At 55.5% G+C, this 22,379-nt stretch carries 18 protein-coding genes; 13 read left to right on the top strand and 5 right to left on the bottom strand.

Annotation, left to right across the window (positions count from 1 at the left end):
• Nucleotides 1–5 precede the first annotated feature (5 nt).
• Genes fliT through fliD form a run of 3 tightly spaced genes read right to left on the bottom strand, consistent with a single transcriptional unit; the run spans nucleotide 6 to nucleotide 2,215 of the window.
• The gene (gene fliT, locus AC6I8I_RS11215; RefSeq protein WP_312056478.1) at nucleotides 6–371 is read right to left on the bottom strand and encodes a flagella biosynthesis regulatory protein FliT; all 366 of its coding nucleotides are present in this window, start codon (nucleotides 369–371) and stop codon (nucleotides 6–8) included.
• A complete protein-coding gene (gene fliS / locus AC6I8I_RS11210; RefSeq protein ID WP_031375092.1) occupies nucleotides 371–778 on the bottom strand; it encodes a flagellar export chaperone FliS in 408 nt (135 codons plus the stop codon). The genes fliT and fliS overlap by 1 nt, the downstream gene beginning before the upstream one ends.
• A gap of 9 nt (nucleotides 779–787) precedes the next feature.
• The gene (gene fliD / locus AC6I8I_RS11205; RefSeq protein WP_497827848.1) at nucleotides 788–2,215 is read right to left on the bottom strand and encodes a flagellar filament capping protein FliD; all 1,428 of its coding nucleotides are present in this window, start codon (nucleotides 2,213–2,215) and stop codon (nucleotides 788–790) included.
• Nucleotides 2,216–2,552: 337 nt separating this feature from the next.
• Between fliD and AC6I8I_RS11200 the strand changes: the two genes are divergently transcribed.
• Entirely contained in the window at nucleotides 2,553–4,028 is a 1,476-nt protein-coding gene (locus tag AC6I8I_RS11200; protein ID WP_497827847.1) for a flagellin N-terminal helical domain-containing protein, read from the top strand.
• Nucleotides 4,029–4,155: 127 nt separating this feature from the next.
• Here AC6I8I_RS11200 and AC6I8I_RS11195 read toward each other — a convergent pair whose 3' ends face one another.
• Nucleotides 4,156–4,323, bottom strand: a complete 168-nt coding sequence (locus AC6I8I_RS11195; protein ID WP_497827846.1) for a hypothetical protein — start codon at nucleotides 4,321–4,323, stop codon at nucleotides 4,156–4,158.
• 35 nt (nucleotides 4,324–4,358) lie between these two features.
• On the opposite strand from AC6I8I_RS11195, the gene AC6I8I_RS11190 reads away from it, so the two are divergent.
• From AC6I8I_RS11190 to AC6I8I_RS11150, 9 genes are all read left to right on the top strand, one after another.
• Nucleotides 4,359–5,138: a glycosyltransferase family 25 protein gene (locus AC6I8I_RS11190; RefSeq protein ID WP_497827845.1), complete on the top strand. Its 780-nt coding sequence runs from the start codon at nucleotides 4,359–4,361 to the stop codon at nucleotides 5,136–5,138.
• 241 nt (nucleotides 5,139–5,379) lie between these two features.
• Nucleotides 5,380–6,348: an HNH endonuclease signature motif containing protein gene (locus AC6I8I_RS11185; RefSeq protein ID WP_312760657.1), complete on the top strand. Its 969-nt coding sequence runs from the start codon at nucleotides 5,380–5,382 to the stop codon at nucleotides 6,346–6,348.
• A gap of 144 nt (nucleotides 6,349–6,492) precedes the next feature.
• Nucleotides 6,493–7,215 carry an RNA polymerase sigma factor FliA gene (locus AC6I8I_RS11180; RefSeq protein WP_031375096.1) on the top strand — a complete coding sequence of 241 codons (723 nt, stop codon included), beginning with the start codon at nucleotides 6,493–6,495 and terminating at the stop codon, nucleotides 7,213–7,215.
• A gap of 50 nt (nucleotides 7,216–7,265) precedes the next feature.
• The gene (gene fliZ, locus AC6I8I_RS11175; protein WP_031375097.1) at nucleotides 7,266–7,769 is read left to right on the top strand and encodes a flagella biosynthesis regulatory protein FliZ; all 504 of its coding nucleotides are present in this window, start codon (nucleotides 7,266–7,268) and stop codon (nucleotides 7,767–7,769) included.
• 198 nt (nucleotides 7,770–7,967) lie between these two features.
• Entirely contained in the window at nucleotides 7,968–8,954 is a 987-nt protein-coding gene (locus AC6I8I_RS11170; protein WP_312056469.1) for a D-cysteine desulfhydrase, read from the top strand.
• A gap of 111 nt (nucleotides 8,955–9,065) precedes the next feature.
• Nucleotides 9,066–9,866, top strand: coding sequence for a cystine ABC transporter substrate-binding protein (tcyJ, locus tag AC6I8I_RS11165; protein WP_312056467.1), 801 nt, complete (start codon nucleotides 9,066–9,068; stop codon nucleotides 9,864–9,866).
• Nucleotides 9,866–10,534, top strand: a complete 669-nt coding sequence (gene tcyL, locus AC6I8I_RS11160; protein WP_031375100.1) for a cystine ABC transporter permease — start codon at nucleotides 9,866–9,868, stop codon at nucleotides 10,532–10,534. The genes tcyJ and tcyL overlap by 1 nt, the downstream gene beginning before the upstream one ends.
• Nucleotides 10,531–11,283: an L-cystine ABC transporter ATP-binding protein TcyN gene (gene tcyN, locus AC6I8I_RS11155; RefSeq protein WP_312056466.1), complete on the top strand. Its 753-nt coding sequence runs from the start codon at nucleotides 10,531–10,533 to the stop codon at nucleotides 11,281–11,283. Before tcyL ends, tcyN begins: the two co-directional genes overlap by 4 nt.
• Nucleotides 11,284–11,755: 472 nt before the next feature.
• Complete coding sequence (locus AC6I8I_RS11150) at nucleotides 11,756–12,835, top strand: acyltransferase family protein (protein WP_312760663.1); 1,080 nt, start codon at nucleotides 11,756–11,758, stop codon at nucleotides 12,833–12,835.
• Between the two features lie 1,474 nt (nucleotides 12,836–14,309).
• Here AC6I8I_RS11150 and putA read toward each other — a convergent pair.
• Nucleotides 14,310–18,257: a trifunctional transcriptional regulator/proline dehydrogenase/L-glutamate gamma-semialdehyde dehydrogenase gene (gene putA, locus AC6I8I_RS11145; protein WP_497827844.1), complete on the bottom strand. Its 3,948-nt coding sequence runs from the start codon at nucleotides 18,255–18,257 to the stop codon at nucleotides 14,310–14,312.
• A gap of 448 nt (nucleotides 18,258–18,705) precedes the next feature.
• Here putA and putP point away from each other — a divergent pair, with 448 nt between their 5' ends.
• The 3 genes from putP (at nucleotide 18,706) to efeO (ending at nucleotide 22,377) form a co-directional block, all read left to right on the top strand.
• Nucleotides 18,706–20,190 carry a sodium/proline symporter PutP gene (gene putP / locus AC6I8I_RS11140; RefSeq protein ID WP_312057313.1) on the top strand — a complete coding sequence of 495 codons (1,485 nt, stop codon included), beginning with the start codon at nucleotides 18,706–18,708 and terminating at the stop codon, nucleotides 20,188–20,190.
• Between the two features lie 191 nt (nucleotides 20,191–20,381).
• On the top strand, nucleotides 20,382–21,209 hold the full coding sequence (gene efeU, locus AC6I8I_RS11135) for an iron uptake transporter permease EfeU (protein WP_312057315.1): 828 nt from the start codon (nucleotides 20,382–20,384) through the stop codon (nucleotides 21,207–21,209).
• Nucleotides 21,210–21,261: 52 nt separating this feature from the next.
• The gene (gene efeO / locus AC6I8I_RS11130) at nucleotides 21,262–22,377 is read left to right on the top strand and encodes an iron uptake system protein EfeO (RefSeq protein WP_312057317.1); all 1,116 of its coding nucleotides are present in this window, start codon (nucleotides 21,262–21,264) and stop codon (nucleotides 22,375–22,377) included.
• Nucleotides 22,378–22,379: the final 2 nt, after the last annotated feature.

Here is a 22,379-nt window from a genome sequence, read left to right as displayed (position 1 = left end):
GATTATCAGGAGAGGGTTTCGCGTGGCACCATCACCACACCGCCCTGGTTACCGTAGGCGGAAAGCACCGATTTCTGGCGGGCGTTCTGGCCGACCAGCGAAGCCAGTTCATCCATCCGCGCCTGCAGCAGGCGTTTCACTTCACTTTCGTTATCCAGAATATGGCGCAAGACCGGGCGAAGTTGCTCCTGAACCTGAACCGATGGGGCGGCAGCCTCTGTCGATTGCGCTAATGATTGCACCGCGCTGACATACTCCATCTCCCGGCTGATCAATTCATCCCATTCGCCCTGCGCCGCGTGACGCAGCATTCCCTGGCTGAGATCGAGTAACTGTTGGTAAACGGCAATCAGATGCGGTGCAATAATCATTAAACGGCGTCCTGAATCAGGTTAGGTTGAACCACTTCTTTCCACGCGTCCGCGATGTTGCGCAGTAAGCCTTCGACTTCTTCGACAGCTTCAACATCGTTGTGCAGGTTGGCCTGCAACAGGCGGCGCGTCATGTAGTTGTAAAGACCCAGCAGGTTATCTGCCAGTTCGTCACCACTGTTTTCACTGAGGCCCTGTTTCAGACCTCCTTCAATGATATTGATGGCTTTAGAGATGGAATTACCTTTGCCTTCAATATTGCCATCCTGCATAAACAGACGAGCGCGAATCAGCGCGCTGAGCGCGCCGTCGAACAACATCACCACCAGCTGCTGCTGGCTGGCGCTCATCACGGCGCTTTCCACGCCGATTTTTGCATAGGCTTTGGTGCCTGTAGCACTGTACATGGTCACTCCTTACGATTTGGAACTGCTTGACGTCATATTGTCAAACTGCTGGGTCAGGTAGCTACTGGTGCTGTTGAGTGAACTCATCGTCACATCGAGCTGGGTAAATTGCGCCTTATAGCGGGCAATCAGGTTGTCGATGCGAGTGCTCATTTTGTTGTACTGATCGGTCAGGCTGTTGAGCGTCTTGCTCACGCCATCCTTCGCCGCCTGAATGATGCCGGTTGATGAGAGCCAGCCGGTCAGGTTGGTGGCGATTTTGGTGGTGATGCCGGTGGTTTTCCCATCGCCGATCATCATCTCTTTAATGCCTTCCGGATCCTTATCCAGCGCGGTTTTCAGCGCTGCAGAGTCAAGTTTAAGTGCACCGGTGGTCGGGTCAGAAGAGATACCAATCTGCGACAGGGTTTTATAGTTGGATGAACTCGCTGCATTGGTCAGCAGACCTTTTAACTGTGTCTGGATGGTGCGCAGCGTACTGTCGCCGACCAGCGCGCCGTTGCTGGAGTCCTGCGCATCCGCACCAGCATCAACTGCGGTATATTTGGTCAGGCTGTTGAACTGATCGAGCAGGGTATTGTAAGCATCAACAAAGTCAGACAGCGCAGTCGTCACCTTGCTGGTGTCTTTGGCGACGTTCAGGGTCTGGCTGCTGCTGGTGACATCCTTGAGATTAAGGGTAATGCCTTCTAATGCATCACTGATGGTGTTGCTGCTGCTGGTGATAGCAACATTATTCACCGTCAGTTGAGCATCCTGCGCCGCCACGCTCAGATCCATTGGATTGTCTGCATCGCTTTTGCTGGCATCGAAGCCGACAATGCTTTGCAGCGTATCGTCGCCGGTCACGGTGACTGAAGAGACCGCATATTTCTCACCGGTCTTCGCCGCTGTTAATGAGAGACGATATTCACCATCACCCGACTTAATGATGCTGGCGTTTACTCCGGCACCCGCTTTGTTAATTGCGTCACGCATACCGGTCAATGAGGTCTGATCGCTGGTCAGCGTAATGTCTTTACTGGTGCCATCTGCCAGCTTGATAGAGAGCGTACGGCTGGCCGTTGAGCTGTCGCCGAGTATGGCAGTATTGCTGCTTTGCACGCCGGAGGTCAGAGTCTGTGCCTGAGCCAGTTTCGACACGCTAATAGTGTAGCTTCCGGCAACGGCACCGGCAGTGGTGGTGGCGCTAAATGCGCTGCCAGTACTGGTGGCGGTGGTGGAGCTAAACAGATCGGCGCTGTTCAGTGCGGTATTCGCAGTCTGAAAGGTCGTCAATGCGCTGGAAAGCGTGCCGTAAGCGCTGAGCTTTGCGGTATAGGCGCTCTGCTGCGTAGAGATAGGTTTTAAGGTGGCTTTTTCTGCCGTTTGCAGACTGTCGAGAATATCGCTTAATTTAAGACCTGAACCGACACCCAGGTTAGAGACGCTAGCCATGTTGTTTCCTTTATATGGTCGACACGGAGTTTGAATACCTGAGTTATCGGCCTTGATTAACTAAAGTTTAAAATTATTTGCCTTAGGGTAATGAGGTAAATAAGCACTATAGAGAAGGGTATTTCAGCGACTAGAAAATTAATCAATTAAGTCTAAAGAAGTGCGGCAGGGTGGCGATAACCAAAAGCGTGACAGGTTGAAGCAAAAAAATTCGCCTGGTACTAAAAAAATTCTAAAGGTTGTTTAACGGCAGACGATAACAACTTTGACGGCGCTGAAGCCGGCGGGTTGAAGCCCACACCTTAACCGAAAGACTTGATTAACAGGAAAATTTATCATGGCCCAAGTCATTAATACCAACAGCCTCTCGCTGATCACTCAGAACAACATCAACAAGAACCAGTCAGCTCTGTCTACTTCTATCGAGCGTCTGTCTTCTGGTTTACGTATCAACAGCGCAAAAGATGACGCTGCTGGTCAGGCGATTGCCAACCGTTTCACCTCTAACATCAAGGGCCTGACTCAGGCTGCGCGTAACGCCAACGACGGTATTTCAATGGCTCAGACCACTGAAGGCGCACTGTCAGAAATCAACAACAACTTACAGCGTGTTCGTGAGTTAACCGTTCAGGCCACCACAGGTACTAACTCAGATTCCGACCTTACTTCAATTCAGGATGAAATCACTTCTCGTCTGGATGAAATTGACCGTGTGTCAGGTCAAACTCAGTTCAACGGCGTGAACGTACTGTCGAAAGACGGCTCCCTGAAAATCCAGGTCGGTGCCAATGATGGTCAGACTATCTCAATTGACCTGCAAAAGATTGATTCTTCTACTTTAGGTCTGTCCAAGTTTAACGTACAGAACGCACAGACCATTGGTAAGACAACAATAACTAATACCTTCGCTGACAGTGCTACCAATATCGATACCTCAGGCTTAGTTACTGCTCTGGATACTGGTGCTACTGCTGCCCCTATTACTTTCGATAATACTAGCGGTAAGTACTACACCACCGTTTCGGGTTCTGCTACCGGAAGTCAAAACTCTTCATATGAAGTGAACGTTGCTGCTGGCGGTGCTGCTACTCTGGGCACGGCTGTGGGAAGCATTCCGGCAACCGCTAATGCGAATGTTACTAAAGTACAGACTGGCACAGCGATCGACACTACTGCTGCAGCAGCAAGTTTGGCTGCAGCTGGCGTAACTGGGGCAACTGCAGGTAACACCTCATTGGTTAAACTGACCTCAACTGATTCAAGCGGAAAAGTGTCCGATGCGGGCTATGCCATTGCTAATGGCAATAAACTGTACAAGACCGACTATAACGGAACTACCAATACAAACGTTGATGCAACAACTGTTAACTACACCGATAAAACAGGTGCTACCGCAAAAGGTGCCGTAGAACTGGGTGGTGTTGATGGTCAGACCGCTATCGTTACTGTTGATGGCAAAAGCTATGCCGCGGACAAAGTAAACGGTCACGATTTTAAAAATGGTTCAGAGTTGAGCGAAGTTGCCAGCGCGGCTAGCACAGATCCACTGGCTAAACTGGACGCAGCTATCTCCCAGATTGACAAATTCCGTTCAAGCCTGGGTGCGGTACAGAACCGTCTGGATTCAGCGGTTACTAACCTGAACAACACCACCACTAACCTGTCTGAAGCACAGTCTCGTATTCAGGATGCTGACTACGCAACTGAAGTTTCAAACATGTCTAAAGCGCAGATCATCCAGCAGGCGGGTAACTCAGTGTTGGCTAAAGCTAACCAGGTTCCACAGCAGGTTCTGTCTCTGCTGCAGGGCTAATCGCCTTACCTCTGAACATAAACCCCGCTTCGGCGGGGTTTTTTTATGCCTGCCATATATCCTTTTTGCCGTTAGCTTGACTGAATCAATCTACAAAGAATCCAGCCAAAAAGTAGCTAAGTCAGCGCTAAGCATTCGTTACTTTTTCAGCCACAGCGCGATGAGCCGTTTCTGCCAGGCAGTGTTTAAAAGTAAACAAGACAAACTTTAACCCATGGTTATCACCTGGGTGTGCAGCCTCTGTTGCGCTTTTGATTTGAGTTTCTGATGAAGAAAAAGGTATCATTTCATTCATGGAAATATTTTGTTACCTGGATGAAATGAATCTACATGCAAACTTTCATTATCAATCTCGATTCTTCAACTGAACGGCGCGCAACGATTGCTAAACAATGTGAAACTGCAGGGATTCCCTATCAGTTTATTTCTGCCGTAAATGGTAAGCAGCTGAGCCAAAAGGAAATTTCTCAGCATACCCGCTCGGTCAACTATGCGTTTAAACCGGGTGAAATAGGCTGTGCGTTGAGTCATCTGAAAATTTACCAAAAAATAGTTGATGAAAATATTGCGCAGGCATTGATTCTGGAAGACGACGCCTTATTAACCGAACAGTTACCTGAAGTCTTATCCAGCCCTGCAATGCAACTTCCTGTAGATAAGCCTGTGGTGGTGCTTTTATCGCAGGTTAATAAATTTGTTAATAAGGTTGTCGCACCAATAACGCCAACCACCGGTCTTTATCCGGTATACAGTGCCACTACCTCTCATGCCTACGTGATTAATCTCGAAGCCGCCAGACGACTGCTGAAGCTGCTTTACCCGGTCTGGATGGCCGCTGATAAATGGTGTCTGTTCGAGGAGCATGGCGCATTCCGGTTATTGGCTGTCTATCCTGCGCCGGTGTTACTGCATGACGTGGCGCAACATACCACCATTCAGCAGTTTGATGATGTTGACAATCACAACAAACAAAAACGGGCGATTTGGACCAGCATAATGGCGAAACGGCCACTCAGCGCAAAAGTCCGTCAGCGTTATCGCCGGGCGGTGGTACCGCTTCTGAACCCGATTGTTGATGTCAAAGCCCGGCTAAAAGAGTCGGGCCAGTAACACCCCCAGTTTTCAGAGGTGCAGGCATAGCTTTCCAGCAGAATTAACCCCCCGCGCCACTATGTAGCCATGCCGGCACAGTTGCTGAGATCCCTGAAAGCAGAGCCGGCGCAATGTCTGCAAAAAATACACTGCGCTGCGCTTATTCACCCCCCCGGTTACAGTTCCCCTCCAGCCTGCCGATAACTCCTTGCAGAACAACATCACTTTTGATCCATTTTCCTTATTTTGTGGAGTGTCTATGCGCTTCAATTATGACTTGTTACCGGGTGAGCGGCTGACCTTTGAGGAGATCGCGCTGCGCTATGCCCAGCAATATCCTGAGGAGAAGGAGCTGACGGCGCGCGCGCTGCTCAGCCCGTCAACCAGCTTTCGCACCCTGAAAATCCGTGCGGTGTTCGCGCAGGAAGAGAGCAACAGTCCGCTGGAGGATCTGCTGTTCATCGCCAATGATAACGAACGTAAAAATTACCTGCGCCGCTTTGAGCACTACCTCAAGCAAAACCTCTCTTTCCTCTATTTTCGCCGAAGCGAAAAGGAGAAACGCGACAATCTGTGGAAGGTGATGGGCAGCAGTCAGGTGTTCGCGATGATCGATCCCCATTCTGCTACCGCCCAGAACCTGCTCAACAGCCGCGGCTATAAGCTGGTGCTGATGTATCAGGATGAGGAAGAGACCTACTGGCAGCTGTTCAACCCGCAGGCTAACCCCTGTTTCCCCCAGTCACGCCGCATCCAGTTCATCGTGGTGCTGAGTACGCCGCAGCACAAAGTGCCGGCCGCAGTGATGCCGGGCACTGAAGTGGGACGGCGGGTGAAGGCAAGAGTACTGCAACGCGCCGGGCAGGCGGAGTTCAGCGCCGGCGTCAAAGCGCGCTACGGTGCCTGCGTGATGACCGGAACCCGGCTGACCGATCGGCATAACTGGCCGTGGGTAGAAGCCTGTCATATCGATACGCAGGAGAACGATGAAGGGGGGCTGGCGGATAACAGCATCGACAACGGCTTATTTTTGCGTAGCGACCTGCAACGGCTTTTCCTCAACCGACTGATAAGCATTGATGGTGAGTCAGGGCAGATCCAGGTGCACCCCGGCGACGAGGCGCAGGCCAACATAAGCCCTTATTATCAGGAGTTAAATGGCCGTATCTGTAGCCTGTGGTCGGCGGTGCCACCCGCGACGCGCCAACGGCTGCGGGCGCGACGTTAGCCACGGTGAAGGGAGGCGAAGGATCGGCTCCCCTGACATCACAAAAATGAAATAACCTCGTTTTACCCCGCCTATTCCCCCAATCAATAACCCTACAGAATTGGATAATCATGCCGATAACTTCATTAACGCAGGGTAGTCAACGTGAACGATCTCTATACCGCCGAAGGCGTGATGGACAAGCATTCGCTCTGGCAGCGCTACGTGCCGCTGGTGCGCCATGAAGCGCTGCGCCTGCAGGTCCGTCTGCCAGCCAGCGTTGAGCTGGACGATTTGCTGCAAGCCGGAGGTATCGGTCTGTTAAATGCCGTGGAGCGTTATGACGCGCTCCAGGGGACAGCCTTTACCACCTATGCCGTGCAGCGTATTCGCGGCGCAATGCTGGATGAGCTTCGCAGCCGGGACTGGGCACCACGCAGCGTTCGTCGTAACGCGCGCGAGGTGGCCGGGGCAATGCATAAGGTGGAACAGACGCTGGGTCGTGCTGCCTCCGAGCAGGAAGTCGCGCAGCAGTTGAATGTTTCGATGGAGGAGTACCGGCAGATCCTGCTGGACACCAACAATAGTCAGCTCTTTTCCTACGACGAGTATCGGGAAGAACATGGCGACAGTGCGGAACTGGTGACGGAAGGGCATGAAGAGGCCAACCCGCTTCATCAGTTGATGGAAGGGAGTCTGCGTGAGCGCGTCATTGAAGCGATCGAAGCGTTACCCGATCGCGAAAAGATGGTGCTGACACTGTACTACCAGGAAGAACTGAACCTGAAAGAGATTGGCGCGGTGCTTGATGTGGGGGAATCCCGTGTCAGCCAGCTGCACAGTCAGGCGATTAAACGCCTGCGGGCCCGGCTTACGGGAGCGCGCTAGCAGTATCAGTTCCTGGCGATTCAAAAATATAAGAAACCGGGGACTCAGCAATGGGAGCCAAGACCAAGGCCAGACCGTTAAGTCGTTATCTTAAAGACTATAAACACAGCCAGAGCAACTGTTCACACTGTGGCAAGGTATTAGATCGAATGGCGCTCGTTTTTCGCGGCCAGATCATCAATAAAGAGGCCATCGCGCGGATGGACCAGATGATTGATGAGCAACTGTGGCTGAAACTTCAGCCAGAACTGACTGCGCTCTGTCGCTTCTGTAGCGATATTTTTTGTAATACCCATCCTAATTATTTCGACATTATGGCGTTCAAACAGTATTTGTTCGAACAGACAGAGATGAGCCCCAGCACCATACGGGAATACGTGGTGCGGCTGCGTCGGCTGGACGACATGCTGAAAGCAAAAAATTTCCCGGCCGATCGGCTGCAGGGCAATAGCTGGCATCAATGTCTGGAAAGCGACCTGCCGGATGCGGGCAATAATAATTACCGTATTGCCCTGCGCAAATACGATCAGTTCTTAGGGTGGCAACAGGGCTAACGCCCCGCTGTGCACCCATTGCTCCCCCGCGTACCGTTGGTACGTCCCCGCCAATTTCACGCTGCTGAAAAGGGCGGGACGGGGGAGCACGCCTGTTTTACACGTTACCGCATCTCCCGCCACCTGAATCAGGGTGATCCTTTTCGCATCTTCTGCAACACTGTAAGGATAATTTCCAATGCCCGAATGGAGGCAGCGTTGTCTTTACATCTTTTACACCAGTTTCCCCGCCTTGAACTGCTGGGCGCGCCAACCCCGTTAGAGCATCTGCCACGACTCTCCGACTATCTCGGCCGCGATATTTTCATCAAGCGCGATGATGTCACGCCGGTGGCGATGGGCGGCAACAAGCTGCGCAAGCTGGAGTATCTGGCGGCCGACGCGCTGCGCGAAGGGGCCGATGTGCTGCTGACTGCCGGGGCGATTCAGTCCAACCATGTGCGCCAGACCGCAGCCGTCGCGGCCCGTCTGGGCCTGAAATGCGTGGCCCTGCTGGAAAACCCAATCGGCACCCATGCAGAAAACTACCTGAGCAACGGTAACCGGCTGCTGCTGGATCTGATGGACGCCGAGGTGATTATGGTCGAGGCGCTGTACAATCCGGCTGAACAGCTGGCGGAACAGGCAACACGGCTTGAGGCGCAGGGTTTCCGGCCTTATATCGTGCCGGTCGGCGGCTCGAATGCGTTGGGTGCGCTAGGCTATGTCGGCTGCGCGCAGGAAATCGCCCATCAGAGCGAAGAGGTGGTCGATTTTGCCGCCGTTATCGTCGCCTCAGGCAGCGCTGGCACCCATGCCGGGCTGGCGGTTGGACTTGAACAGCTGTTGCCGGATACCGAGCTGGTCGGGGTGACCGTTTCCCGTCAGGCTGAGGCCCAGTTGCCGCTGGTGGAGCGCCTGCGCCAGTCGCTGGCGACCCAGCTTGAAGTGCCCGCTACCGCGCCGATTACGTTGTGGGATGAATATTATGCACCACGCTACGGTGAACCGAACGACGAGGGCATGGCGGCGGTGAAGCTGCTGGCGCAGCTGGAAGGCATTCTGCTGGACCCGGTCTATACCGGTAAGGCGATGGCGGGGCTGCTGGACGGCATCAGCCAGAACCGTTTCCGCCGGGAAGGCCCGCTGCTGTTTATTCATACTGGCGGCGCGCCGGCGTTATTTGCTTATCATCCTTCGGTCTGAGACAAGCAAAAAAAACAGTTTAAAATCTTGCCGTTATCACGATGGACCGGCAGTAATGTAGCGGCGTTGCCGTTATAAAATACACACAACACAATCAATAATGGGGTGAATATGACCTTTTCTCTGGTACGTCGCCAGTTGGTGATGGGCGTAATGGCCGTGGCGCTGGTCGCGGGCGTCAACGTTAAAACCTTCGCAGCTGAAAACCTGCTGAATAAAATCAAAGAGCGCGGCACGCTGCTGGTGGGACTGGAAGGCACCTATCCGCCGTTCAGCTTCCAGGATGAGAACGGCAAGCTGACCGGCTTTGAAGCGGAGTTCGCGCAACAACTGGCGCAGCACATGGGCGTTAAGGCCAGCCTGAAACCCACCAAGTGGGACGGCATGCTAGCCTCGCTGGATGCGAAACGGATTGATGTGGTGATTAACCAGGTCACCATCTCTGACGAGCGCAAGAAGAAATATGACTTCTCTACGCCGTACACCATCTCGGGCATTCAGGCGCTGACCATGAAAGCCAACGCCGCTAGCATCACCAAACCTGAAGATCTGGCAGGCAAAAAGGTCGGCGTCGGTCTGGGAACCAACTACGAACAGTGGCTGCGTGAGAACGTGAAGGGCGTTGATGTCCGTACCTATGATGATGACCCGACCAAATATCAGGATCTGCGCTCAGGTCGTCTGAACGCCATTCTGGTTGACCGCCTGGCGGCACTGGATCTGGTGAAGAAAACCGGCGATACCATGGCCGTCGCGGGTAACGCTTTCTCCCGTCAGGAGTCTGGCGTGGCGGTGCGTAAAGGCAATGACGACCTGCTGAAAGCGATTGACCAGGCTATTGCAGAGATGCAGAAAGATGGCTCACTGAGCAAGCTGTCTGAAAAATGGTTTGGCGCGGACGTGACTAAATAATGCAGGAAAGTCTTCAACTGGTGCTGGATTCAGCACCTTTTTTATTAAAAGGCGCGCTGTTTACGCTGCAACTCAGCATCGGCGGAATGTTCTTCGGCCTGGTGCTGGGGTTCATTCTGGCACTGATGCGGCTGTCACGCTTCTGGCCGGTTAGCTGGCTGTCGCGGATCTACGTTTCGATCTTCCGCGGTACGCCGTTGATCGCCCAGCTGTTTATGATCTACTACGGCTTACCGCAGTTTGGTATCGAGCTGGACCCGATTCCCTCCGCCATGATTGGCCTGTCGCTGAATACCGCGGCTTATGCGTCGGAATCACTGCGTGGCGCGATCTCGGCGATTGAGCGCGGCCAGTGGGAAGCGGCGGCCAGTATTGGCATGACGCGCTGGCAAACGCTGCGCCGGGTGATATTGCCGCAGGCGGCACGCACCGCGCTGCCGCCGCTGGGTAACAGCTTTATCAGCCTGGTCAAAGATACCTCGCTGGCGGCGACCATCCAGGTGCCGGAGCTGTTCCGTCAGGCGCAGCTGATCACCTCGCGTACGCTGGAAGTGTTCACCATGTATCTGGCTGCCTCGCTGATCTACTGGGTGATGGCGACGGTGCTGTCTGCCCTGCAGAACCGGCTGGAACAGCATGTTAATCGTCAGGATCAGGAGTCGAAATGAGTGCCATCGAAGTCAGAAAGCTGGTGAAATCCTTCAATGGCCAGACGGTGCTGCATGGTATCGATCTCGACGTAGCGGCAGGCGAAGTGGTGGCGATTATCGGTCCAAGCGGTTCGGGTAAAACCACGCTGCTGCGCAGTATCAACCTGCTGGAAGTGCCGGACAGCGGCACCATCCGGGTGGGGGATATTACCGTCGATGCGGCGCTGGCGCAGAGTAAACAGAAAGAGCAGGTGCGTCGTCTGCGTCAGCAGGTTGGCTTTGTTTTCCAGAACTTCAATCTGTTTCCCCACCGTTCGGTGATGGAGAACATTATTGAAGGGCCGGTGATCGTCAAGCGCGAAGACAAAGCGGATGCGGTGGCACGCGCCCGTGAGTTGCTGGAGAAAGTCGGACTGCATGGCAAAGAACAGAGTTACCCGCGCCGTTTGTCAGGCGGTCAGCAGCAGCGGGTGGCCATCGCCCGTGCGCTGGCAATGCGGCCGGAAGTGATCCTGTTTGATGAGCCGACCTCGGCGCTGGATCCGGAGCTGGTTGGCGAGGTGCTTAACACCATCCGCGCCCTGGCCGAGGAGCAACGCACCATGGTGATCGTCACGCATGAGATGAGCTTTGCCCGCGACGTGGCTGACCGCGCTATCTTCATGGACCAGGGCCGCATTGTGGAGCAGGGTGAGGCGAAAGCGTTGTTCAGTAACCCGCAACAGCCGCGAACCCGTCAGTTCCTCGATAAATTTCTGAGTCAGTAAATCCGCCGCCTTCCTGCAGGAAGGCGGCGTTACCTGCTTAAAAAACGGTTTTTTTTAGCTAAATAATCCACAGCTAAGGTTTGTACGCGCTGAAATTAATCGCTAGCATATATTTTTAAATCTCCGTTAAACCTTTTGCCACATCTGACAAAACTTTTCCCTTCATCGTTTATTAAATGGTTTTTATGATTGCCACTTCCTCTTATTTAAGTCTCTGTGACTCTCCAGTAATATTATCTTTTACGGCTCTGTCGGGGTAAATAAATCCACTGGCTGGGGCTTTATTGATAAGTGTAAGGAAACGTTCGGCTCGGTAAATAACTGTAGCATCAGGGCCATGCGCTATTTTTTAAGACTTTCGCTACATTCACCATCGGTTCAATGACGAATAATCGCTGGATAACCATAAAAGCAATACTGATTTCCTCGCTTTTACTTTCAGCATTCAGACCTACACAGCAGGAGTCATTGAATGAACAACACCAAGCCAGAGCAAATAATGTGGGTGAATACCCTGAAGGGGGCCTGTATATTACTGGTGGTCCTGTACCACACGGTGCTGCCGGGTTTTGAAGGGACGCTGAAGTATCTCTCTGCCGGATGGCTACCCGCTGAAATATGGGTGCAGTTTAATACGGTCCTGTCGCCATTACGTATGCCAGCGTTTTTCTTTGTTTCAGGCCTGCTGGCTACTAACGGTATTATTAACCGACCGTGGAAGCAGGTATTTACCAGCCGGATCACCAATCTCTTTTATCTCTATATTTTGTGGGGCTTTATTCAGTGGTGGTCAATTCTTGGCATCTCCACCGAAATTACCGGTCAGCGTATTTCTCAGAACCTGAATGCGGCCTATGCCGGCTCGCTATTTGAATTCCTTAAACTGACGTTTATGGCCATGAGTACTTCATGGTATCTGTACGGGCTTGGCCTCTATTTCCTCTGCGCCAAACTGTTTCGCCAATATAAACTGGTGCTGATGGTGGCGGCGATTGTGCTGAACTATCTGGCGGTTGAGAAAATAATTCCCTACTGGGGACCACAAAGTCTGGCGCAATACTTCCTGTTCTTCCTGTTGGGGGCTTTCTGGAGTCAGGCCATGCTGCGCCTCAGCGAGTGGCGGCGTGAAAATCTGATGCCGTGGGCTGTGCTGGCCGCACTGGCGGGTATTCACATTATTTTTGGTCTGGATAAGAGCCTGTTCCTGTGTATTCTGGCGGTGCTGTTCAGTATTGCGGCCTGTCGCTGGCTTAATCAGCATTTCAGCATGCGTTATATGAACTGGATCGGCCGCAATACCCTGCAGATTTATGTGATACACCGCATTTTCATTGAGTTTTTCGGCATGTCAGCGATTCTGTTCGCCCAGCGTCACCACCTGTTTAATCAGGCGTGGTTTTCATTCCTCTGGGCCTGTTTCTATCCGGTGGCGATTGTCGGGATCTGTTCGCTCTGTTCGGTAGCGCTCTGGTCGCTGACTAATCGTGGATTGGGGCAGTCGCTGTTTGTGTTCCCGACGCTGATGAAGCGGGAGCGGGCCAGTGGGGCTTGATGAATGCGCTTAGCAGGGGGAGAGGGTGCGCCCGGCGGCTAAGTCTCGCAGCCGGCACGGGCGGTGCAGAGGGGATTACGCCTGGCGGCGGGCTGGTATGGAGCGAGTTACGCTTGCTGCGGGCTGGCATAGAGCGGGTTACGCCCGCCAGGCGGTGGGGAGTTTCAGGTTGCCTGAGCAGGCGGACGCGTCAAGGGGCGGACGCTCGCCCCTTAACAATCCCGGCGTCCGGCGGCCTGCGCGCCACGCTTCGCGCGGTGCCTTCGTCACTCCCTGCGGCCGACGGACCGGCCGGACGCGCCTTCCCTGGCGCGATCCATCCTTTCGCCGACCTCCTGTCGGCTCTCCTGGCCTCCGCTCACTCCTCAGCGCTGCGGACGCCTCTGGTAAAACCTCGCCTGTAAACTTTCTTTCTTGTATATGGACTGGTGTTGCCTGATGGCTGGCGGCGGTGCGCTTGCACTGGGTATACACTGTGCAGCGTTACGCCTGCTGGAGTCTTGCAAAGGGAGCAGGTTACGCCTGGCGGCGGGCTGGCATTAAGTGGGTTACGTCTGGCGGCGGGCTGGTATGGAGCGGGTTACGTCCGCCAGGCGGTGGGGAGTTTCAGCCTGCCTGAGCAGGCGGACGCGTCAAGGGGCGGACGCCCGCCCCTTAACAATCCCGGCGTCCGGCGACCTGCGCGCCACGCTGCGCGCGGTCCCTTCGTCACTCCCTGCGGCCGACGGACCGGCCGGACGCGCCTTCCCTGGCGCGATCCATCCTTTCGCCGACCTCCTGTCGGCTCTCCTGGCCTCCGCTCACTCCTCAGCGCTGCGGACGCCTCTGGTAAAACCCCTGCCTGCAAACTTTCTTTCTTGTATATGGACTGGTTTTGCCTGAGGCAGGTGGCTGATGGCTGGTGGCTGGGATTACGCCTGACGGCTGTATGGATACTTTCTTTTTTTTCACGACTAACGGTCCTGAATGCAGAAAAAGCGCTAACAGTGATAGTGCTCACTCATCACAGCGACGAAGCACTAAACAAAGAAAAAAGAAATAACAGCGAGAAGTTAAGAGGCCGTCAGAACCGCTGAGCGGATGAGGGATTTCAGGACGAGCGACAGGGATGTCGCGAAGAGGCGGGATCGCGCCAGGGATGGCGCGTCCTGGCGGTCCGTAGGAAATCCGGAAGAGGTGAAGGGACCGCGAAGCGGCGGTGAAGCAGGCCGGAGCCCGGGGTCAAGGGGGCGCGGCGACTGGCGGCCCCTTGTCGGTCGCCGGCAGCGGCGAAACTGAAACTGCCGCTACCGCCCAGCGAACGAAACCTTCTCAGTGCCCGTTCGCGCAGCGAACCCCAGCCCTGACGGGCCAGCGAACGAACCCCAGCCCTGACGGGCCGGCGAGCGAATATCCAGCCCTGACAGGCCAGCGAACGAAACCTTCTCAGCGCCGTTCGCGCAGCGAACCCCCAGCCCGCTGCCAGGGCAGCCCCTTACCCGATCGTCATCAGACTGGCATTCCCGCCGGCAGCGGCGGTATTCACACTCAGCGAACGCTCAATCAGCAACCGCTCCAGCAGCAGATTGGTCTCACCGCGAGCGAAGCCCTGCACCGAAACAATCGCGCCTTCGCGTGCGGCAATTTGCTCACACAGGGTGCGCAGCTGATCGGCATCACCGTGATAAATCACCGCATCAAATTCTGCCGCTAACGGATCACGCGCCAGGGTAATACGCGCTTTCACCGCGTCTGGCAGGGAAGTCAGCAGGCGACGATGCAACTCATCATCCTGCCACAGCGCCTTGCTGCCCACGCTGGTGACGGCGGCCAGCTGCACTAATGCATCCTGCTCATTGTCAGCAAGACAGAGCACCTGATCACGCGGCAACAGTGAGAAGGTGTTGCGCTCGCCGGTCGGACCGGGCAGCAACCGCACCACGCCCGCCTGTGCCAGATCGGCATAGTGCTGACATAACGCCGCCAGTTCAGGCTTCTCTTTAGCCCAGCCCGTCAGCGCCTGATGAGGCGCCAGCAGCGCCTGACGCAGGGTGCTGTCGGCAGGACGCTCGGCATCCTGACGATCAAACGTCAGTCGCAGCGCGCCGTCCGGACGATGCGCCAGCAGACGATAGAGATAGAGCGGTCCGCCGGCTTTCGGGCCGGTACCGGATAATCCTTCGCCACCAAACGGCTGCACGCCAACCACCGCGCCAACCATATTCCGGTTGACGTAGAGGTTGCCGACTCTGGCATTCGCCGTCACCTGAGCAATAGTCTCGTCGATGCGGGTATGTACACCCAGCGTCAGGCCATAACCCGAGGCGTTAATCTGTTCAATTAACTGCGGCAGATTATTGCGGGTGAAACGCACCACGTGCAGTACCGGGCCGAACACCTCTTTATCCAGATCTTTAACCTGATCCAGTTCAATCAGGGTCGGTTTGATGAAGGTGCCGCTGCTCCACTCTTTGCTGTCGTGTGGATTCTCCTGCACCGCCTGATAGACCGTGAAGCCTTTATTGCGCATCGCCTGAATGTGACGCTCAATATTGGCTTTGGCTTCAGCATCGATCACCGGACCAATATCGGTCGACAGGCGCTCCGGATTACCCATCCGGCATTCCGCCATCGCACCGCGCAACATCTTCAGGGTGTGGTCGGCAACATCTTCCTGAATGCACAGCAGACGCAGGGCAGAACAGCGTTGACCGGCGCTGTCGAAGGCCGACGCGACGATATCAATCACCACCTGCTCAGTCAGCGCGGAAGAGTCGACGATCATCGCATTCATTCCGCCGGTTTCAGCAATCAGCGGCGTCGGGCGACCCTGCGGATCGAGACGACCGGCCAGATTACGTTGCAGCAGCGTCGCAACCGCGGTTGAACCGGTGAACATGACGCCGCGCACCCGATCGTCGCCGGTCAGCTGCGCGCCAACCGTTTCACCCAGACCCGGCAGCAGTTGCAGCACGCCAGCAGGCACACCCGCATCCAGCAGAATCTGTACCGCCTGCGCCGCAATCAGCGGTGTCTGCTCCGCCGGTTTGGCCAGCACGCTGTTACCCGCAGCCAGCGCCGCAGCAATCTGACCGGTAAAGATCGCCAGCGGGAAGTTCCACGGGCTGATACAGACCACCGGACCCAGTGGGCGATGGGTTTCGTTATCGAAATCATCCCGCACCATGCCAGCATAGTAATAGAGGAAATCGACCGCTTCGCGCACTTCAGCGATGGCGTTGTTGTAGGTCTTACCGGCTTCACGCACCAGAATGCCAATCAGCTGCTGCATCTGGCCTTCCATGATTTGTGCCGCGCGTTCCAGAATTGCAGCACGCTCCTGAGGCGGCGTGGCGAACCAGATCGGGCCGCTGTTAACCGCCGCGTCCAGCGCCTGAGAGACTTCCTGCTCAGTCGCTTCGCGTACCTGCCCGACAATATCGTTCGGCGCAGCGGGGTTAACCAGAGTGCGGCTTTCGCCTTCGCCCAGCTCACCTTCAATCATTGGCTGGGCCAGCAATGGCTGCGCGGCACTGCTCAGCAGGGCGCTGGACAGTGAGGCCAGACGGTGTTCATTGGCCATATCCAGACCGGCCGAGTTGACGCGGTTAGCCCCATACAAATCGCGCGGCAGCGGAATTTTAGGATGCGGCAGGCCAATCGCCCCTTCGCTGGCACCCAGCTTCTCCACCGCCGTCACCGGATCGGCGACCAGCTCATCAATCGGCAGCGAGGTATCGGCGATACGGTTAACGAAAGAGGTGTTGGCACCGTTTTCCAGCAGGCGACGCACCAGATAAGCCAGCAGCGTTTCGTGCGTACCGACCGGCGCATAAATACGGCAGGGACGGTTAAGTTTGCCGTCCGCCACTTTGCCCACCACCTGCTCATACAGCGGTTCGCCCATGCCGTGCAGGCACTGGAACTCATACTGCCCCGGATAGTAATTGTTGCCGGCCAGCTGATAAATCGCCGCCAGCGTATGGGCATTGTGGGTGGCAAACTGCGGGTAGATCAGGTTCGGCACCGCCAGCAGTTTACGGGCGCAGGCCAGATAAGAGATGTCGGTGTAGACCTTGCGGGTATAAACCGGATAGCCCTCCAGCCCCTCCATCTGGGCGCGTTTGATTTCGCTGTCCCAGTAGGCACCTTTAACCAGACGGATCATCAGGCGACGGCGGCTCCGTTGCGCCAGGTCGATCAGTTCGTCAATCACAAACGGACAGCGCTTCATGTAGGCCTGGATGACAAAGCCGATACCGTTCCAGCCTTCCAGTTCCGGCTCGAAACAGAGTTTTTCCAGCAGGTCGAGCGACAGCTCCAGCCGGTCAGCTTCTTCGGCATCAATGTTGATGCCGATGTCATAGGAGCGAGCCAGCAGCGTCAGCGATTTCAGAATAGGGTAGAGCTCCTCCATCACCCGCTCATACTGAGCGCGGCTGTAGCGCGGATGCAGCGCCGACAGCTTGATCGAGATGCCCGGACCTTCATAAATGCCGCGGCCATTGGACGCTTTGCCAATCGCGTGGATCGCCTGCTGGTAGGAGACCAGATAGGCTTTGGCATCGCTGGCGGTCAGCGCTGCTTCACCCAGCATGTCGTAAGAGTAACGGAATCCTTTCTCTTCCAGCTTGCGGGCGTTAGCCAGCGCTTCAGCAATGGTTTCGCCGGTGACGAACTGCTCGCCCATCAGGCGCATCGCCATATCCACGCCTTTACGGATTAGCGGCTCGCCACTCTTGCCAATAATGCGGTTCAGCGATCGCGACAGATTGGCTTCGTTATGGGTTGAGACCAGACGGCCGGTGAACAGCAGGCCCCAGGTGGCGGCGTTAACGAACAGCGACGGGCTGCGACCGAGATGCGACTGCCAGTTGCCATTGCTGATCTTATCGCGGATCAGCGCATCGCGGGTCGGCTTGTCAGGAATACGCAATAACGCTTCGGCGAGGCACATCAGCGCCACGCCTTCCTGCGAGGATAAAGAGAACTCCTGCAGCAGGCTTTGCACCATGCCAGCGCGTCCGGTTGCTCCTTTTTGGTGCCGCAGCTTGTCGGCCAGCTGGTAAGCCAGCTGATGGGTTTTCTCCGCCAGCCCCGCAGGCAGGCGTGCCTGCTCCAGCAGCATCGGCACCGCGTCGGTCTCCGGGCGACGCCAGGCGGCGGTCACGGTCGAACGGGTCACCGACTGCGGCAAAATCTGCTCTGCGAAGTCAAGGAACGGCTGATGCGTCTCGTCGGTCAGCGCCTCATCAGCCTCCACTGTCGCCAGGCTGGATAACGGGATTTCAGGCAGCGAATCGCCCGACTCAAGCTGGCCGAGGTAGTTAAAGATCGCCTGTTTAATCAGCCAGTGTGGCGTGCGATCGATACGCTGCGCAGCCAGTTTGATGCGCTCACGTGTCGCGTCATCCAGTTTTACCCCCATGGTGGTTGTACCCATGACTCCAGTGCTCCTTATAGTGGTTCGATACGGCGTGGCTGCACTATCACTTAAGTTGCAACTTTGTGCAACCGTGTTAAATGTGAGCCAGTTAACACCCTTTTAACGCCGTTAATTGTTAATTTTTGCAATGCGGCACGGATATTGCTGCAAGATCCTCGCCAACCTGACGGACCTGGCAATGCGCGGTTTATGTGAGGTTGCGCCGGGTTGCAACCGACGTTATGTGAGCGAGTGCAACCTCTGAACACTTTTTCGCAATCGGTTAGTGAAATCGCTGTAACGCCTGTGTTAAATCCATTGTGCGCCGAACGCCTTTCCGGCAGGATACCGCGCCGCAGGGAAATGGCTAACGCCCTGACGAGGATAATCGGTCCGTTTTGCCCCGTTCCGGCAAGCAGGCAGCTGGCGATTTCTCTGGGATATCAAATAATAAGTGGAGAGACAGATGAGTCTAAGTACACCGATGCTGGTGACCTTTGTAGTTTATATTCTTGGGATGGTGCTGATTGGTTTTGTGGCATACCGCTCAACCAAAAACTTTGATGACTATATCCTCGGCGGCCGCAGTCTCGGCAGCGTGGTTACGGCGCTGTCTGCCGGTGCGTCAGACATGAGCGGCTGGCTGCTGATGGGATTACCCGGTGCCATTTTCATCTCCGGCATCTCCGAGAGCTGGATTGCCATCGGCCTGACGATTGGTGCCTGGCTGAACTGGAAAATTGTTGCCGGTCGCCTGCGGGTACAGACTGAGCATCACAATAACGCGCTGACGCTGCCGGACTTCTTCACCAGCCGCTTTGAAGATCACAGTAAAATCCTGCGCATCATTTCGGCCATGGTGATCCTGGTGTTCTTCACCATCTATTGTGCTTCTGGCGTGGTGGCCGGCGCACGTTTGTTTGAAAGCACCTTTGGCATGAGTTACCAGACGGCGCTGTGGGCGGGCGCGGCTGCGACCATTCTGTATACGCTGGTTGGCGGTTTCCTTGCGGTGAGCTGGACTGACACGGTACAGGCCAGCCTGATGATTTTTGCGCTGATCCTGACGCCGGTGTTTGTCATTATCGCAGTCGGCGGCTGGTCCGATTCATTGGCGGTGATTGAGGCAAAAAGCCTCGAAAACCTCGACATGCTGAAAGGTCTGAACTTTGTCGCGGTGATTTCACTGCTGGGCTGGGGACTGGGCTACTTTGGCCAGCCGCATATCCTGGCGCGCTTTATGGCGGCCGACTCCCACCGCTCAATCCGCACCGCACGCCGTATCGGTATGACCTGGATGATCCTCTGCCTGGCCGGTGCGGTCGGCGTGGGTTTCTTCGGTATCGCTTATTTCCAGAACAACCCGACCCTGGCGGCGGGCGTCAATGACAACGCGGAGCGGGTATTTATCGAACTGGCGCGGATCCTGTTTAACCCGTGGGTGGCCGGTATCCTGCTGTCAGCGATTCTGGCGGCGGTGATGTCGACCCTGAGCTGTCAGCTGCTGGTCTGCTCCAGCGCCCTGACGGAAGATCTGTATAAAGGTTTGCTGCGTAAAAACGCCAGCCAGAAAGAGCTGGTGTGGGTCGGACGTCTGATGGTGCTGCTGGTGGCGTTAATCGCTATCGCGCTGGCATCTAATCCGGAGAACCGGGTGCTGGGCCTGGTAAGCTACGCCTGGGCGGGCTTCGGGGCAGCGTTTGGTCCGGTGGTGCTGTTCGGGGTGTGCTGGAAGCGCATGAACCGCAACGGCGCACTGGCAGGCATGATCATCGGCGCGTTAACCGTGCTGGTGTGGAAGCAGTATGGCTGGCTGGGTCTGTATGAAATCATCCCGGGCTTTTTGTTCGCCAGTATCGCCATCGTGGTGTTCAGCCTGCTGGGACGTGAACCTTCAGCCGCAGCGCAACAGCGTTTTGCCGCAGCGGAAGCGGAGTTCCAGACTAAATAATCCGGCTGCCGTCAGAAAAGCCCGCCCGTTAATCGTGGCGGGCTTTTTTTGTTACAAAGATAAACCACTCAAATGCGAAATTATCTCATCCGGCAACTTGTTTTTTTCGTGGCGATAATGATAATCGGTATCGTTTACATTTTACCTGATTTTACTTTTATTGACGCTGCTTAACATTCAAGAGGTTGGCGATGTTCGTTCCGTTTCTCATCATGCTGCGCGAAGGCTTAGAAGCCGCACTGATTGTCAGCCTGATAGCCAGCTACCTGAAGCGCACCCAGCGCACCCAATGGTTTCCTGCCATGTGGGCCGGGGTGGTTATCGCTGCGGCGCTTTGCCTCGGGCTGGGGCTGTTCATCAACGCCACCACCGGCGAGTTTCCGCAGAAACAGCAGGAACTGTTTGAAGGGCTGGTGGCGCTGGTGGCGGTGGTTATCCTCACCTCAATGGTGTTCTGGATGCGCAAAGTGGCGCGCAATATCAAAGTGGAGCTGGAGCAGGCGGTAGACCAGGCGCTGCAGCGCTCAGGGCGCGGCGGGCTGGCACTGGTAGTCATGGTGTTTCTGGCGGTGGCGCGCGAAGGGCTGGAGTCAGTGTTTTTCCTGCTGGCGGCTTTTACCCAGGACGTTGGCTATGCGCCGCCGATTGGCGCGGTGCTGGGGCTGGCGACCGCCGTGGTGCTGGGCATGCTGCTTTACTGGGGCGGCATTCGCCTTAACATGGCCCATTTTTTCCGCTGGACCAGCATTTTCATTCTGTTTGTTGCGGCGGGCCTGGCGGCCGGAGCAATTCGGGCTTTCCATGAAGCAGGACTGTGGAATCGCTTTCAGGATGTGGCGTTTGATCTCAGCAACACCTTATCGACCCATTCGCTGTTCGGTACGCTGCTGGAAGGGGTGCTCGGCTATCAGGAAGCCCCCAGCGTCAGCGAGGTGGTGGTCTGGGGCCTCTATCTGGTCCCCGCTCTGATTCTGTTTTTTATGCCCGCGCGTCCCACCGCGTCGGCCACTGTGCGCTAAGCCATTTATCGGGCGCGCCTGCCGCGCTCAACAACGTGATAGGGAAAGAAACATGACAATGCGTTTCCGCCGCAAGGCACTGCTGGTTCCTTTGCTGGCGATCTCCGCCTCCGCTGCCGCGGCGGTGCCTCAGGTGACCGTCAGCGTTAACGACAAGCAGTGTGAACCGATGACCTTAACCGTTAAGGCCGGTAAAACTCAGTTCCTGATCAAAAACAACAGTCAGAAAGCGCTGGAGTGGGAGATCCTGAAAGGGGTGATGGTGGTTGAAGAGCGCGAAAACATCGCACCCGGCTTCAGCCAGAAGCTGACCGCCACTCTGCCGGCAGGCGAATATGAGATGACCTGCGGCCTGCTGAGTAACCCGAAAGGTAAGCTGGTGGTTGAGGCCGGTGACGCCGCAGCGAAAAGCGCACCGTCCGAGCGGATGCAGCTGGTCGGCCCAATCAGCGCCTATAAAGTCTATGTCACTGAGCAGGTGAATCAGCTGGTGAGCGGGACTCAGGCCTTTACCGATGCGGTTAAAGCTGGCGATGTTGAAAAAGCCAAAGCGCTGTTTGCCCCGACGCGTCAGTATTATGAGCGCATCGAGCCGATTGCTGAACTGTTCTCCGATCTCGACGGCAGCATTGATGCCCGCGAAGATGATTATGAGAAGAAAGCGGAAGATCCAAAATTCACCGGTTTCCACCGGCTGGAAAAAGCGCTGTTTGCCGATCACAGCACCGAAGGGATGGCGGGCTACGCGGATCAGCTGAATAAAGACGTTAAAGATTTGCAGACCCGCATCAGCGAGCTGGCCTTCCCGCCAGCCAAAGTGGTCGGCGGCGCGGCAGGGCTGATTGAAGAGGTCGCCTCCAGCAAAATTTCAGGTGAAGAAGATCGCTACAGCCGCACTGACCTGTGGGACTTCCAGGCCAACGTAGACGGCGCCCAGAAAATTGTCGAACTGCTGCGGCCGATGGTCAGTCAGGCTAACCCGCAGTTACTGGCAAAAATCGACGGCAACTTTAAGAAAGTGGATGCGATCCTGAGCAAATATCGCACTAAAACCGGTTTCGAATCGTATGAGAAACTGACCAGCGCCGATCGTAATGCGCTGAAAGGACCGATTACCGCCCTGGCGGAAGATCTTTCATTACTGCGTGGCACCCTGGGTCTGGATTAATC

The organism is Pantoea sp. X-Soil-YNGN-775, assembly GCF_059730575.1.
This window is presented reverse-complemented; position numbering and strand designations above follow the sequence as displayed.